The 14256-nt window shown below is 64.1% G+C and carries 12 protein-coding genes; 5 read left to right on the forward strand and 7 right to left on the reverse strand.

Going from position 1 to position 14256, the window contains the following annotated elements:
• Positions 1-151: 151 nt before the first annotated feature.
• The 3 genes from PWP93_RS21405 to PWP93_RS21415 all read left to right on the forward strand — a co-directional run bounded on the left by PWP93_RS21405 (position 152) and on the right by PWP93_RS21415 (position 3806).
• Positions 152-1294, forward strand: coding sequence for a porin (locus PWP93_RS21405; RefSeq protein WP_421045852.1), 1143 nt, complete (start codon positions 152-154; stop codon positions 1292-1294).
• Between the two features lie 295 nt (positions 1295-1589).
• On the forward strand, positions 1590-2903 hold the full coding sequence (locus PWP93_RS21410; RefSeq protein ID WP_421046151.1) for a spinster family MFS transporter: 1314 nt from the start codon (positions 1590-1592) through the stop codon (positions 2901-2903).
• A 186-nt stretch (positions 2904-3089) separates the two neighbouring features.
• Positions 3090-3806, forward strand: a complete 717-nt coding sequence (locus PWP93_RS21415) for a GntR family transcriptional regulator (protein ID WP_421026871.1) — start codon at positions 3090-3092, stop codon at positions 3804-3806.
• A 93-nt stretch (positions 3807-3899) separates the two neighbouring features.
• Here PWP93_RS21415 and PWP93_RS21420 read toward each other — a convergent pair whose 3' ends face one another.
• The 7 genes from PWP93_RS21420 to PWP93_RS21450 all read right to left on the reverse strand — a co-directional run bounded on the left by PWP93_RS21420 (position 3900) and on the right by PWP93_RS21450 (position 10562).
• Positions 3900-5225 carry a 3-hydroxyacyl-CoA dehydrogenase NAD-binding domain-containing protein gene (locus tag PWP93_RS21420; RefSeq protein ID WP_421045853.1) on the reverse strand — a complete coding sequence of 442 codons (1326 nt, stop codon included), beginning with the start codon at positions 5223-5225 and terminating at the stop codon, positions 3900-3902.
• Positions 5226-5232: 7 nt separating this feature from the next.
• Complete coding sequence (locus tag PWP93_RS21425) at positions 5233-6015, reverse strand: crotonase/enoyl-CoA hydratase family protein (protein WP_421045854.1); 783 nt, start codon at positions 6013-6015, stop codon at positions 5233-5235.
• A gap of 66 nt (positions 6016-6081) precedes the next feature.
• Entirely contained in the window at positions 6082-7074 is a 993-nt protein-coding gene (locus PWP93_RS21430) for a PDR/VanB family oxidoreductase (RefSeq protein WP_421045855.1), read from the reverse strand.
• 11 nt (positions 7075-7085) lie between these two features.
• Positions 7086-8324, reverse strand: a complete 1239-nt coding sequence (locus PWP93_RS21435; RefSeq protein WP_421045856.1) for a Rieske 2Fe-2S domain-containing protein — start codon at positions 8322-8324, stop codon at positions 7086-7088.
• 26 nt (positions 8325-8350) lie between these two features.
• On the reverse strand, positions 8351-9352 hold the full coding sequence (locus tag PWP93_RS21440; protein WP_421045857.1) for an amidohydrolase family protein: 1002 nt from the start codon (positions 9350-9352) through the stop codon (positions 8351-8353).
• 73 nt (positions 9353-9425) lie between these two features.
• Positions 9426-9803: a RidA family protein gene (locus PWP93_RS21445; protein WP_421045858.1), complete on the reverse strand. Its 378-nt coding sequence runs from the start codon at positions 9801-9803 to the stop codon at positions 9426-9428.
• A gap of 36 nt (positions 9804-9839) precedes the next feature.
• A complete protein-coding gene (locus PWP93_RS21450) occupies positions 9840-10562 on the reverse strand; it encodes a GntR family transcriptional regulator (protein WP_421045859.1) in 723 nt (240 codons plus the stop codon).
• A gap of 311 nt (positions 10563-10873) precedes the next feature.
• Here PWP93_RS21450 and PWP93_RS21455 point away from each other — a divergent pair, with 311 nt between their 5' ends.
• Both PWP93_RS21455 and PWP93_RS21460 read left to right on the forward strand, forming a co-directional pair.
• Entirely contained in the window at positions 10874-13024 is a 2151-nt protein-coding gene (locus PWP93_RS21455) for an acetate--CoA ligase family protein (RefSeq protein WP_421045860.1), read from the forward strand.
• Positions 13025-13050: 26 nt separating this feature from the next.
• Entirely contained in the window at positions 13051-14244 is a 1194-nt protein-coding gene (locus tag PWP93_RS21460; RefSeq protein WP_421045861.1) for an acyl-CoA dehydrogenase family protein, read from the forward strand.
• The last annotated feature ends 12 nt before the right edge of the window (positions 14245-14256 follow it).

Here is a 14256-nt window from a genome sequence, read left to right on the forward strand (position 1 = left end):
GTAGGCGTGGTGCGGTGTGGCCGGCCGCGCATGACTTCCGTGCCTCGCGTCACCGCGCTTGCAGCAAGTCGTTCGTAGCTGTCGGCAGCCGAAGGAAATAGACCGGCAATAAAAGCGGGCGCCAAAGCCCGCAATACACGGAGATCGTCAAGTGAAGAAGAAGGTATTGGCGGGCGCGATAGCGGCCGCAGTGGCGGGAGGCGCGCACGCGCAGAGCAGTGTGACGCTATACGGGATCATCAGCGATGGCCTCACCTATGTGAACAACGCGGGTGGCCATTCGTTCGTGAAGCTCGATGACGGCATCAACCAGGCGTCACGCTGGGGCCTGCACGGGGTTGAGGATCTCGGCGGTGGTCTGAAGACGATCTTCACCCTGGAGAACGGCTTTTCGCTGAACACGGGTACCGCGAGCCACGGCGGCGCGCTGTTCGGGCGACGCGCTTTCGTGGGGCTGCAGAGCTCGACGTTCGGCACGCTGATCGCCGGCTACGACTACGATTTCATCTACGATTACGCCTCTTACTACACCAACGTCGCCCAGTTTGCGCCGTCCTACGCGTTCCACGGTGCGTACGACATCGACCGTCTCGCGGGCGAGCCGGTGAGCAACATGGTGCGCTACGAAACGCCGACCTGGCACGGCGTCACCGCGGGCGTGATGTACGGCTTCAGTAACATTCCTGGCGCCTTCGGCGGTACGCCGACGGGCAACCCGCGCGTGATCAGCGCTGGCGTGAAGTACAGCCCGACCGGCAACTTCAACGCGCCTTACTCGGGGGCGCTCACCTTCACGAAGACGCAGGGTGGCAACGCGGCGCGCGGCGTGGGCACGATGGCGCAGGTCGCGCTCGACGCGCAATCGATCTATACGATCGCGGCGGGCGGCATGTATAGCCTGACCAATGCGTGGTCGATCAATGGCGTGTACACCTACACGAATGCTTCGCAAAGCCCGCGCGGCGTGGTGACCGTGGGCGCCTACGAACTGGGGACGACCTACAGGTTCGGGCCGGCGCTTACGGTGGGCGGTGGCTTCACCTACGTGGACCAGCACAAGCTCGGCAAGTACGACCTCTACACGGCAGGCGTGGACTATCGACTCTCGAAGCGCACCGACGTGTACGTGTTTGGCGTCCTGCAGCACGCGTTCGCGGGGCAGAAGCACGCGGACAACTTCCTCGTGTCGACCCCGTACTCGGTGCCGGGCCCTGGCGGCGCGCTGTTTGGCAACAACGCTTCCACCACGGCCAACCAGCTGGCTGTGCAGGTCGGCATCCGCCACCTCTTCTAACGTTTCGCGGCGCGCCGGTGCACGCGGGCCGGTGCATGCGAGCACGCGTGGCCAGGTGGGAACCTTGACGCGTCCGCCTCTGCCTGGTTATTGCGTGGCTGAGATTTATGCATGAAAATCGACCTATAATTCCACATAGGTTTCCGTGGTATACAAATAGCTCAGCGACAACCGTCAAGCTGGCAGGGCCAGCGGGATTGCCGGAGCTTATGGAGACATTTAGATGAGAGAACTTACTGCCCAGGAAGTGAGTGCGAGGTCGGGCAGCGGCTGGTATCGCAGCTGGTTTTTGCTGGTGCTGGTGCTGATCTATGCGTCGAGCTTCGTTGATCGCATCATCGTGGCGGTCGTTGGGCAGGCCGTGAAGACCGAGATGAGCCTCAGCGATCTCCAGGTCGGCCTGCTCGGCGGCCTGGCTTTCTCCATTTTTTATTCGGTGCTCGGCCTGCCAATTGCGCGTCTGGCTGACAAATTCAACCGTGTCGTACTGATCTCGATCTCGATCATCGCCTGGTCGGCGATGACTGCGCTCTGCGGCACGGCAGGCGCCTTCTGGCAGCTGATGTTGTACCGCCTCGGTGTGGGGATCGGCGAAGCGGGCAGCACACCGACCTCGCATTCGCTGATCGCGGACCAGTTTGGACCGCGCCGCCGGGCAAGCGCGCTCGCGATCTATGCGCTGGGCCCGCCCATTGGCGTGCTGGCCGGCGCGCTTGGCGGCGGCTGGCTGGTGCAGCATCTCGGCTGGCGTCCGGTGTTCTATGTGGTGGGGCTGCCGGGTCTCGTGCTGGGTCTGCTGGCGTGGCTCACGCTGCGCGAGCCGAAACGCGGCGGCGCTGATGGTGTTGCTGCCGATACGAGTGCCAGTGCTCCACCGATGAGTCAGGTGTTCAAGCTGCTGATCTCCAGCCGCGCCTTCGTGCAGATGCTGCTGGGTACGGTGATCGGTGCGTTTGCGCAGTACGGCATCAACCTGTTCATCCCGATGTATTTCATCCGCGCCTACGACATGAGCTTTGCTCAGGCCGGCCTGATTTTCGGTCTGGTGCTCGGCGTGGGCGGGATCATCGGCAATACCCTCGGCGGCGTGTCCGCGGACTGGGCCAGCGCCAAGGACCGCCGCTGGTATGCGCGGATCCCGGCGATTGGTACCGCGCTGGGTTTCCCGGCGCTGGCGCTGGCGTTTATCTCGAACCAGTGGCAGGTGAGCGTCGCTCTGCTATTCGTCGGTACGATCGCGCTCAACCTGTGGAACGGTCCGACCTTTGCCGTGGTGCAAAGCATCGTCGAGCCGCGCATGCGCGCTACCGCGTCGGCAATTGTCTTCCTGCTGATGAACCTGATTGGACAGGGCCTGGGTACGCCGGTGGTCGGCTTCCTGAGCGACCGCGTTGCTTCGCACCTGTTCACGCAGGGCAATTTCCATGAGGTGTGCACTGTGCCGAAGGGCGCGCATGGTGCCGCGGCCACGTTGCAGGGTCCGCTCGCGATGGCCTGTCACGACGCCTCGGCTAATGGTGTGCGCTATGCCATGCTGGCGGTGACCGTGGTGCTGCTCTGGTCGGCGGTGCATTACTTCTGCGCGCAGCGCCATCTGAAGAACAGCTAAGCTTTCTCGGCGAGCATTGCCCGACGGCGTCGTGTCCAGGCACGACGCCGTTTTGCATGTTCGATCGGATGGCACTCAACATCTGGTATACCAATGGAGTATCATAGGAGTGCACGCTCGCGTGCGCATTATCTCGTTCAACATTCTCATGTTTGTGATTCTCATTCGATGAATCAGGTCCCGAAATTGAGCCGATCGGCCGAAATCAAGGCGCTTCTCGAAGCGGAAATCGAGCGCGGTGAACTGGTCCCGGGCGCGACGCTTGACGAGCGGGCGCTGGCGGCGCGCTTCAATGTGTCGCGCACGCCGATCCGCGAGGCGCTGCAGCAGCTCGCCGCCCAGCAGTACGTGCAGATCGTGCCGCGGCAGGGTGTATTCGTGAACAAAATGTCGGTGCCGCAGCTGCGTGACGTGCTCGAGCTGCTCAGCGAGCTGGAGATCGTGTCGGCGCGCCTGGCAGCGCGGCGCATGAATGACGCGCAGCGAGCAGCACTGCAAAAGGCCGTTGACCAGGGCGTGGCCGCATTGCAGGAAAATGATGCGAGAGGTTTCGCGCGTGCCAACTCGGCATTCCACGAAGTCATCTGCAATGCTTGCCATAACGATTACCTGGCTGATCAGATTCGCTCGATCCGCCGGTTGATTTCACGTTACAGGCCCAAGCCGTTTCTGGCGCCAAGCCGGCGCGAGAAGGCAATTGCCGATCACCAGAAGCTGGCGCAAGCGTTGCTGTCGGGCGACGAAGCCGCCGCCGGGGCGGCCATGGCTGAACATTCCCCGGGCGGCGACTCGGGCTTTTCGGAGTTCCTCGCCACGCTGCCGCCCGAATACTTCGCAGGCGCGCCCGCTTCGGGCCGCGATGACGCGGTTTCATCGACGGAACCTGTCTTCGAAGACGAGTGAGCGGCCGGCCCCAGGACGACAAAGCCCTCGCAAAGGGGGAGGGCTTTAGCAGATGGGTGACGCCGGCTGCCCGGCGCACCCTTTACCGCGGGGTCAAAGATCGGCAAATCTGCCGTTGCTGGACGCGAGCTTCTCGAGCAGCGGCGCCGGCTTCCACCAGTAACCGTACTCTTCGTACAGACGCAAAACGTCCTGATAGATATTGGCGAGGCCGATCTGGTCGGCGTAGTACATCGGTCCGCCTCGCTTGGCGGGGAACCCGTAGCCGGTCACGTACACGATGTCGATATCGCTCGCGCGCAGCGCGATGCCTTGCTCGAGCAGCTTTGCGCCTTCGTTGATCATGCCGTACATGCAGCGCTTGATGATCTCGTCCGGTGAGATCGGGCGACGCGCGATCCCCATGCGCGCCGATTCCTCGACGATATATTGCTCGACTTCCGGATCGCGATGCGGCGTGCGCTCGCCCGCTTCATAGCGATACCAGCCCTTGCCGCTCTTCTGCCCGAGGCGCCCCATCTCGACGAGCTTCATGATGAGATCGTTCCAGCGGCGGTCGTTTGCACGCGTGGCCATCTGCGCCTTGCGCGTCTGATAACCGACGTCGTTACCGGCCATGTCGTGCACCGCGAAGACGCCCATTGCGTAGCCGAAATCCTTGAGCGCGGCATCGACCTCGTGCGGCAGTGCGCCGTCTTCGACGAGAAAATGCGCTTCGCGGTTGTAATTGCGGAACAGCGCGTTGCCGATGAAGCCCGGATAGACGCGCGCATAGACTGACACCTTGCCCATGCGGCGGCCCAGTTCCATGAGTGTGGCCACGGCGTCGTCGGAGGTCCGGTCCGCACGCACGACTTCGAGCAGGCGCATCACCTGCGCAGGGCTGAAGAAGTGCGCGCCGACCACGTCTTGCGGGCGCTTCGTGACAGCCGCGATATCGTTGATGTCGAGGCCCGACGTATTGGTTGCAAGGATTGCGCCGGGCCTCGCGTGCAGGTCGAGCTCGCGGAAGATGCCTTGCTTGAGGCCGAGATCCTCGAACACGGCTTCGATGATGATGTCGGCGCCCTTGACGTCGGCAATCGAGGTCGAGCCCGTGATGAGCCCGAGGCGCTCGTCGCGCGTGGCAACGTCCAGCTTGCCGCGCTTGATGCTGCCGTCGTAGTTGTCGCGAATGCGCGCAAGACCGCGCGTGAGGCCATCGTCGTTGGCGTCGATCAGCGTGACCGGAATGCCGGCGGCGACGAGTGCCATGGCGATGCCGCCGCCCATCGTGCCGGCGCCGATCACGGCGGCGCGGCTGACGTCGCGCGGCTTGACGCCGGCGGGAACGGGGATCTGCGCAGCGGCTTGTTCGGCGGCTTTCACATGGGCCAGTGCCGCGGCTTCCTGCGGCGTGAGTTCTGCGGGGGTACTCATGCAGGCTTTACTCCGGTTTGACGAGTTTGGCGTTACCGTCCACGAAATTCTGCAGACGGGCGGCGGTTTCGGGCGAACGCATCATGTTCGAACTCATGTACTCGAGGAACAGGCCGTCCTCGTGCGAGAGATCGTTGACACGCGGCAGCAGGTTCGTGATGCGCCAGTTGGTATCGGGCACGTTCTGCGCGATCTTCGCCGCGAGTTCCTTTGCCTTCTCGAGTGCGCCGCCTTCCGGTGTCAGGTAGGTGATGATGTGCTCGCGCTGGCCTTCCTCGGCGTTCAGCAGGCGGCCCGTGAGCATCATGTCGGCCATCAGGGTGTAGCCGACAACGCGCTGGATGCGAACCGTGCCGCCGCCGCCCACGAAGATGCCGCGCTGGCCCTCGGGCAGGCCGAAGAAGCAGGTCTTGTCGCCGACGCGTACATGAGCGGCGGTCGCCAGCTCAAGACCGCCGCCGACGACGGCCCCGTGCAGCGCTGCAACGAATGGAATCGGGCCGCGCGCGATGAGATCGAACACTTCGTGCCACGAGTGACGGCGGCGCTTTTTCGGTGGCGCGGCCTGCCCGGTGGCTCGCGACAGGGCCTCGCGCAGGTCGAGTCCGGCCGAGAAGTTGCCGCCATGGCCGTAGATGACACCGCACATGGCTTCGTCGCCGGCGCGGTTGACAGTGTCGCGCAACTGCGCAATCACGTCTTCGTTGATCGCATTGCGCTTGTCGGGACGATTCAGGCCGATCAACGCCACTGCGCCGTCGAGTTCATAGGTAACCAGAGTTTCGCTCATACGGCGCTCCGTTGGATATAAGTCCGATAATGTTCAGTCATGCTTATTGATGGGCTGAAAATGCAGTCACAGGTCGAGCACGAGGCGTTTGCTGTTGCAGCGCGAAACGCAGACCTGCATGAGCTTGCCGGCGCGCTTGTCGGTGTCCGACAGGTAGGTGTCGCGATGGTCGACCTCGCCGCTGCAGACCTGGGTGGAGCACAGGCCGCAATAACCGGCGCGGCAGTCGTACATGACATCGACGCCGTTATCGAGCAATGTGTCGAGTACCGATTTGTCGGCCGGCACGCTCAGTACCTTGCCGGAGGACTTCAGCTCGACCTCGAAGGCGGTGTCGCCCTCCTGCGGTGCGGCTTCGCTAAAAAGTTCGTAATGGAGGTCGCACTCGTGCCAGCCGCGATGGCGTGCAGCGGCGAGTACCGCGTCGATCATGCGGGCCGGCCCGCACACGTAGATCGGCTGATTGACTTGCGCGCCATCGAGTAGCGTGTCGATCGACAGGCGCGTGGTGCCCTCATCATCGGCATGCACTACGAGGCGCTTGCCCGCGAAGGCGCGCAGTTCGTCGACGAACGGCAGCGCGTCGCGCGTGCGCCCCGAAAAATGCAGCGTGTAGTCGCGGTTCTGCGCGCTCAGTTCCGCTGCCATGGCCGCCATCGGCGTGATGCCGATGCCGCCGGCAATCAGGATGACCGAAGGCGGCGCGGCGAGCGGGAAGTGGTTGACGGGTGAGCGCACAGTGAGCGTGGTGCCGGTCCGCAGCGTGTGCATGAAGCGCGAGCCGCCGCGACCCTCGTCCTCGCGCCGGATGCCGAGACGGTAGGCGTGCACGCCAGAGCGCGTATCTTGCTGCGGATCCGTGTTGATCAGCGAATACGAACGCCACTGCGCGACGCCGCTGTCAGCGGCCGGAATCTCAACCTGGATATGCGCGCCCGGCTCGAAGCCCGGCAGCAACGAGCCGTCCTCGGCCTCGAGCGTGAAGGACTTGATCAGCGAGGTGGGCGCGTCAACCGACGCGATACGCAGTTTGAGAGTAGGTGCGAGCATGGTGGTCATGGCAATGGCTCTTACTGTGTATCGGTCAGGGTGCGCCAGTCGTCGCCTGCCTGCAGCACGCCGCCGATCGAGACGGCCTTCGAGTAATCGAGTTGCGGGCTGTCGGCTAGCGTCGGCGTCTTGCCGGCCATGAACTCGCGCACGGCCTTCAGCAGCAGCGCACGCACGCGCAGCACGGCACCGTCGGCCGAGCAAAGTTGCTCCTGGGTGCGGTCGTAGATCGGGCCCTGGCCGAGGAACATCGCGAAGTCTTCCGTGCCGAGGTGCTGATAAAAGCCGGTCGCGTGACCGCGTTTCATCAGGTCGCGGTTCTGGCCGAACGCTTGCTCGCGCGGGCCCGGCGGCAGCGGCGGGAAGTTCCAGACGTCCGGCGTGGCCGACATGATGGTCATGCCGAGCGGACGGTGCGGGTTGTACTGGATGAACCACGCGCGGTGCGTGACGTCATCGACCGGCGTCGAGAAGAACACCGTCGTCGGGCCCTTCGCGTCGGGCGGGCAGATGATGCCGTACCAGGGCATCACGAAGTTGTTCACGCGCGCATAGACCTTCTCGTCCGGCATGTCGCGCAGGGCCGCGTAGCGATAGCCGTACGGGCGATCCTCGAATTCGAAGCGCGGCGCGAGCGCTTTCGTCATGATCATGCGTTCGTTGCCGCCGCCCGCGGTAATCTGCGTGGTCGACTCGTGCAGCACGCCGACGTGCGACGAATCCATCGAGGCCTCGACCGCCTGCACCCAGTTCGTCGGCACTTCGACGCTCGTCACCGAGCGGTGTTCGGGCGCGAGGTCCATGAACGGCAGTTCCGGAAACGGCGGCAGGGTTTCGCCCTTGCCGAGCCACACCCAGACCACGCCGCCGCGTTCCATGACGCGATACTGGCTCGTCTTCACGCGCTTGCAGAACTGCTCCTGGTCGCCGACCTGGTTCGGCGCCTCGACCACGGCCCCCGATGCATCGACTTTCCAGCCGTGGAAGATGCAGCGCAGGCCGTTGTTTTCGTTGCGCGCCATCATCAGCGAAGTGCGGCGGTGCGGGCACAGTTCGTCGATGACGCCGACATGGCCGTCGGTGGCGCGGAACGCCACGTAGCTGCTGCCGAGCAGGCGCACCAGCACCGGCGCGCCGTCTGCTTCCAGCGTGGCCGAGGGCACGGCGGGAATCCAGTAATGCTGGCGGATCATCTCGCCCATCGGCGCGCCGTTCTCGACGCGCGTGAGCAGTTCGTTGTCTTCGCGGCTCATTGCCATGATGAGTACTCCTCGCGTTGCGCGCGTCAGGACTTGTAGTTACGGAACGCACGTGTGTACACGCGCGTGCAGTTGCATTCGAAGATGTTCTTGCGCTGCGCTTCGGTCAGCCATTCGATGCTCTCGATCACCGGTTTCATATCGTCGTAGTCGCGGCCCAGGACCGGATCCCGCGCGCTGCCGGTGCCCGGCTTCTCGGTGCCGAACATGACGTTGTCCGTGCCGGCGACCTTGAGCAGCAGTTCGATCGAATCCTTCGAGTAGTTGCAGGTGTCGAAGTAGAGCTTCTTCAACTGATCGTCGAACGACACGGGGCTGTTGCGGCGTGCCGCCCACGCACGGAAGCGGCCCATCTGGTAGGGGATGGCGCCGCCGCCGTGCGCGACCACGATCTTCAGGCTCGGATACTTCTCGAATACTTTCGATTCGAGCAGCGAAATGACGGCGATGTTCTCTTCGTTGATGAACTTCAGCGTGTACGACTCGCGCGGGTTGCAACTGCCGGCCGAGTGGATCAGCGCGGGCACGTCGAGTTCGGTCATCGCGTCATACAGCGGGTACCAGAACGGGTCGCCAAGGCCAGCCGGGGCCGGGCCTTCGCCTTCGGTCGGGTCCGGGTTCAGCAGGGTGCCCACGAAGCCGAGTTCGTTGACGCAGCGCTTTAGTTCGGCGACGCAGTGCTCGGCCGGCGACTCGTTCATGAACTGCGGCAGGCCGGCCACGCCACGGAAGCGGTCCGGGAACATGTCGACGAAGCGCTTGATCAGGTCGTTGCAGTGACGCGTCCAAAGTTGAGTCACGCGCGACGGCTTGATGGAGTGCATCTGCAGGTACGGGCGCGGCGAGATGAACTGCACGTCGGTGCCGACTGCATCCATGCTGCGCACGAGTTCCTCGGCCTGCTGGCGCACCGCCTCGTCCGGGATGTTCGGGTTGGCCGACGGGTTCGCGCGGCCGCCGACCAGCTCCGCCATGTAGCGGAAGCTTTGCGGTGGCATGACGACGTGGGCGTGGGAATCGATGATCATGGTTGAGCCTCAGTTCGGTTCAGTTCGGTTCGGAGTGTCAAGTTCGGCGGTGAGCCAAAAGGGTTTGCGGCGCTTACGCGATCACCGCAAGGGTTTCGAGCTGGATGACCATGCCGTGCTGCAGGTCGTACACGGTCACATGGCGTGCCGGGCGATGCGCGGCATCGGGCCACAAGGCAAGCCACTGCGCGTCGATGTATTCGCGCACCGAGTCGTCCTTGACGTAGACAGCGAGTTTCACCACGTGCTCCAGCGCGGCCCCGCCTGCCGCGAGGAAGCGCCTGACGTTCTCGAACGCGAGACGCACCTGTTCTGCCGGGGTCTCGGCGAGCTTGCCGGTGGCGGGATCTTTGCCGGCGATCGCCGACGAGCACAGTACGTTGCCGATTCGCGAACCGACCGGAATCGGTACCTTGTGCGCGAGGCCTGGAACGTCGATGGATTGGGGCATGTCTCCTCCGTGGATTCGTTGAGATGGCACGGCGTGTCAGTCTTCGCCGGGATCGAAGAAGTGGCGCGGCACGGCCGCGAGGAATTCGGAGAAACCGGTGGTGCCGGCCGGGACGTGCTTCATCATGGCTTCGGCTGCCTGGGCTTCGTGGCCGTCCTGGATGGCGCGCGCGATTTCGAAGTGCTCCTGCAGCGAACGCGTGATCTGGCTGCGGTTGCGCAGGTCTGCCACGCGATAACGTGCCGAACGGCGGCGAGCGGTGCGGATCTGAGCGGCCAGGTACTGGTTGCGACTGCCTTCGTAAATCAGCTCGTGAAACTGCGTATTGGCTAGCGCATACTGGGACGCATCCCCCGCCACGGCGGCCTGCTGGCAAACCACCAGCATCTGGTCCAGCTGTTCGCGCAGCTCGTCGCTGGCGCGGCGCGCTGCGAAACGGGCACACAGTGCCTCGAGTTCGCCGATGTATTCCAGCATGGCGCGCATCTTGGCAATCGACAGACGTGCCACCGTGATGCCCTGACGCGGCGAAATCACCACCAGCTCGCGCGCGACCAGATGCTGAAGCGCCTCGCGTACCGGCGTGCGAGACACATTGAAGCGGGCGGCCAGCGCACGCTCGTCGATCGGTGCGCCCGGGGCGAGTTCACCCAGCTCGATAGCGGCCTCCAGGGTGGCGCGAATATCGCTCGCGCGACTGGCACTACTGCGCGCGGGCGTTTCGCTGCGCTCGAGAGTGGGGTCTGCTGCAAGTTTCATTGAGAAGTGGCTGCACAGGTGTTTCGGGTGATAAAAATATACCACAAGCGTTTCATGGCATTCAATTAAGGGTTTGCATTGACGCTCGAACTGTGCCTCTCCGCGGGCTGGGAATAAACTGAAAATGTCTATTATTCAATGAGATACGAGAGTTTATCAGGGCTTTTGAGGCGGGTTATAGGGGAAATACCAGGGGTTGTTTTACGTGTCTGGTGTGTTGAAACTGGCGTCAGTGTATGCCAGAATCCGTAAAACTACAGCGGTTCTGGTATGCCAGAGCCGGGTTCAGTCAACATCACAGGTCAGATCAGATGAGCAAAAGCCTTTTAGATGTAGCCGGCGTGCAGCCTGTCGAGCGTGTGCTCAAGCCGAAGTCGATTGCGGTCGTCGGGGCATCCGCCGACCCGCGTGCTTTCGGTAACTTCGTGCTGCAGAACCTCGAGCGTTTCGGTTACGCGGGCGATATCCACCTCGTGTCGCGCAGCAGCCAGGAAATCAACGGCCGTGCCTGCGTGGACAGTGTCGAGGCGCTGCCTCAAGGCATCGATCTGGCGGTCCTGTGCATTCCGGAGTCCGGCGTGCTCGATACGGTGCGCACGCTCGGCAGGCTGAAGGCCGGCGCCGCCGTGATCTTCGCTTCGGGCTATGCCGAGGCCGGAGACGAAGGTCGCGCGAAGCAGGAGGAACTCGCACGCGTCGCCGCGGAAGGCGGCGTCGCGTTGATCGGCCCGAATTGCATGGGTTTCACGAACTTCGAGGCCGGTGTGCCAGTGACCTTCGAAGCCGTGGCACCGTACCCGGGCGGCGGCCGCCGCGGCGTGGGCGTGGTGGCGCAAAGCGGTGCGATGGCCGCGAACCTGCGCGACGCCTTTATGGGCCGTGGCCAGCCGATGACGGCAACGGTCTCCACCGGTAACGAGGCAAGCCTCGGTATCGAAGACTATCTGGCGTGGTTCATCGCCGATCCGCAAACGAGCGCAATAGCGGTCTACGCTGAACAGATCCGCCGACCGCAGACGTTCCTGCAACTGGCACGCGAAGCGCGCGCCGCCGGCAAGCCGATCGTGATGCTGATGCCGGGCAAGAGCGCGCGTGCCCGCGAGGCCGCGCAGTCGCACACCGGCGCACTGGCCGGCGACCATGCGAGCGCGAGCGTGCTGCTGGCGCGTGAAGGCGTGGTGGTGGTCGATTCGCTCGACGAGCTGTTCGACACCACGACGATCCTCGCGCGCTTCCCGGTGCCGCCGGCGGCCGGCACGGCCGTCATGACGGCTTCCGGCGCGGTCAAGAACATCACGCTCGATTTCGCCGAGGATATCGGCCTGACGCTGCCGCGCCTGACCGACACGACCCTCCAGAAGCTGACCGGGCTGCTGCCCGACTACGCCGTGGCCGACAATCCGCTCGACTACACGACGATCGGCGTGCGCAACCCGGGACTGATCGGCGAGCTGATCGACGCGGTGCTGGCCGATCCGAACATCGGCTCGCTGGTGCTCTCGATCATGGGCGGCCCGTCGATCGCACAGCGCGACAAGGCCGACCACCTCGTGCCAGCGCTTGCGCGCGCAACCAAGCCCGCGGTGCTCGCGGTGATGGGCGACAACAACAAACTCGAAGACTTCTTCACGGAAGCGATTGCCGCGAGCGGCGTGCCGTTCTTCCGTTCGCCGGACCGCGCCCTGCGTGCCTGCGCCCGCGTGGCCGCGTACGGCGAATCGCTGACGCGCGCCGCACGTGCCCGCATCGATGCGCCGAAGGCCATCCCGCTGCCGGGCGCCGTGCCGCCGAACGGCATCTTCGCTGAATACCAGGGCAAGGGCTGGCTCGCTTCGGCAGGCCTGCCGGTGCCGAAGGGCGGCCTCGCGAGGTCGTTCGACGAAGCACTCAGGATAGCTGACGAAATCGGCTACCCGGTGGTGCTCAAGGCCCAGGCGAGCGAACTGCCGCACAAGAGCGACGTGGGTGGCGTGGTGGTCGGCCTCGCCGACGCAACGGCGTTGCGCACCGGCTGGGACAAACTGCACGCGAGCGTGAAGTCGCACCGTCCTGAACTGGTGCTCGACGGCACGCTGGTCGAGGCGATGGGCCCGCGCGGACTGGAACTCGTGGTAGGTGCCAGGCGTGACGCCGACTGGGGGCCGGTCGTGCTGGTCGGTCTTGGCGGCATCTTCATCGAAGTCCTGAAGGACGTGCGCCTCGTGCCCGCCGACATGGCAGAACAGGACATCGTCGTCGAACTGGGTCGACTCAAGGCCGCGGCGGTGCTCGACGGCGTGCGCGGCGCGGCAGGCGTGGACACGAAGGCGGTGGCGAAGGCCGTGGCGGCGATCGCCGACCAGATGCGTGCCAACCCCGAAATCACGGAAATCGACGTCAACCCGCTGGTCGCCTATCCGGACCGCGTTCTGGCGCTCGACGCCCTTGTGATCTGCGGCGCCCAGGGCCCAGCCCATCACTGAGCCCCGGGTCAGAGGAGACATATCGAATGAAGCTGGAATTCTCTGCCGAGGATCAGGCATTTCGCGCCGAAGTGCGCGAATTCGTGAAGCAGAACCTGTCGCCGCGCCTGAAGCGCAAGGCCGAACTCGGCCTGCGTATCGAGCGTGAAGATTACGTCGAGTGGTACACAAAACTCTACGAGAAGGGCTGGATCGCGCCATCATGGAAGAAGGAAGATGGCGGTCCGGGCTGGACGCACGTGCAGCGCTACATCTTCGATGAGGAAACGTTGCTCGGCGGCGCGCCGCGCATCGTGGCGAGCGGCATCAACATGCTTGGCCCCGTGCTGAATGCCTTTGGCACACCTGAGCAAAAAGCGAGGTACATCCCGAAGATCCTGCGCAGCGAAACCTGGTGGGCGCAAGGATTCTCGGAGCCGGGCGCAGGCTCGGACCTCGCCGCAGTGCGCACGACGGCAGTGCTTGCCACGGACGATGAAGGCGAGCATTTCGTCGTGAACGGCCACAAGGTCTGGACCTCCTATGCTCACTGGTGCGACATGATGTTCGCACTCGTGCGCACCGATCCGGCCGCAAAGCCTCAGGAAGGCATTTCGTTCCTGCTGATCGACATGCATGCGCCGGGGGTGGAAGTCCGCCCGATCAGGATGCTCGAAGGCGGCGCGGACCTCAACGAGGTCTACCTCGACAACGTGCGCGTGCCGAAGGAAAACCTCGTCGGTGAACTGAACAAGGGCTGGACCTACGGGAAGTACCTGCTCGGCCATGAGCGTACCGGCATCGCCGGTATCGGTTCGTGCAAGCAGCAACTCGCGCGCGCCCGGCACCTCGCAAAGCAGCAGGGCCTCGAAAACGATCCGCTCCTGCAGGCGCGAATCAGCCGCTTCGAGATCGAACTGATGGCCCTCGAATTCACTGGCCTGCGCATGCTGAGCGCGAACCAGGCGAGCCGCGTGCCGTCGGTCGAGGCACCGATGCTCAAGGTGCGCGGGACCGAGCTGCGCCAGGGCATCTATGCACTCCTGACTGAAATCGCCGGCCCGTTCAGCGTGCCGTTCGACGAGCAGGCCATGCTCGATGCGGCCGGCTACGAAGGTCCGAGCCCGGACGAACTGATCGCGGTAGCGGCGAACTATTTCGACGCGCGCAAGGTGTCGATCTACGGCGGCACAAACGAAGTGCAGCGCAATCTGATCAGCCGCGCGTTCTTCAATGCTTGAGGCGGAAAAAAG

The sequence above is a fragment of the Paraburkholderia sp. A1RI-2L genome (assembly GCF_048957375.1).
In the GTDB taxonomy this organism is placed as follows: Bacteria; Pseudomonadota; Gammaproteobacteria; order Burkholderiales; family Burkholderiaceae; genus Paraburkholderia.

What these genes read in the sequence shown, in the direction of transcription:
- PWP93_RS21460 (WP_421045861.1), top strand. Translation starts at nt 13,051, where the DNA reads ATGAAGCTGGAATTCTCTGCCGAGGATCAGGCATTTCGCGCCGAAGTG.
- PWP93_RS21425 (WP_421045854.1), bottom strand. Translation starts at nt 6,015, where the DNA reads ATGAGCGAAACTCTGGTTACCTATGAACTCGACGGCGCAGTGGCGTTG.
- PWP93_RS21440 (WP_421045857.1), bottom strand. Translation starts at nt 9,352, where the DNA reads ATGATCATCGATTCCCACGCCCACGTCGTCATGCCACCGCAAAGCTTC.
- PWP93_RS21435 (WP_421045856.1), bottom strand. Translation starts at nt 8,324, where the DNA reads ATGGCAATGAGCCGCGAAGACAACGAACTGCTCACGCGCGTCGAGAAC.
- PWP93_RS21455 (WP_421045860.1), top strand. Translation starts at nt 10,874, where the DNA reads ATGAGCAAAAGCCTTTTAGATGTAGCCGGCGTGCAGCCTGTCGAGCGT.
- PWP93_RS21420 (WP_421045853.1), bottom strand. Translation starts at nt 5,225, where the DNA reads ATGAGTACCCCCGCAGAACTCACGCCGCAGGAAGCCGCGGCACTGGCC.
- PWP93_RS21450 (WP_421045859.1), bottom strand. Translation starts at nt 10,562, where the DNA reads ATGAAACTTGCAGCAGACCCCACTCTCGAGCGCAGCGAAACGCCCGCG.
- PWP93_RS21430 (WP_421045855.1), bottom strand. Translation starts at nt 7,074, where the DNA reads ATGACCACCATGCTCGCACCTACTCTCAAACTGCGTATCGCGTCGGTT.
- PWP93_RS21445 (WP_421045858.1), bottom strand. Translation starts at nt 9,803, where the DNA reads ATGCCCCAATCCATCGACGTTCCAGGCCTCGCGCACAAGGTACCGATT.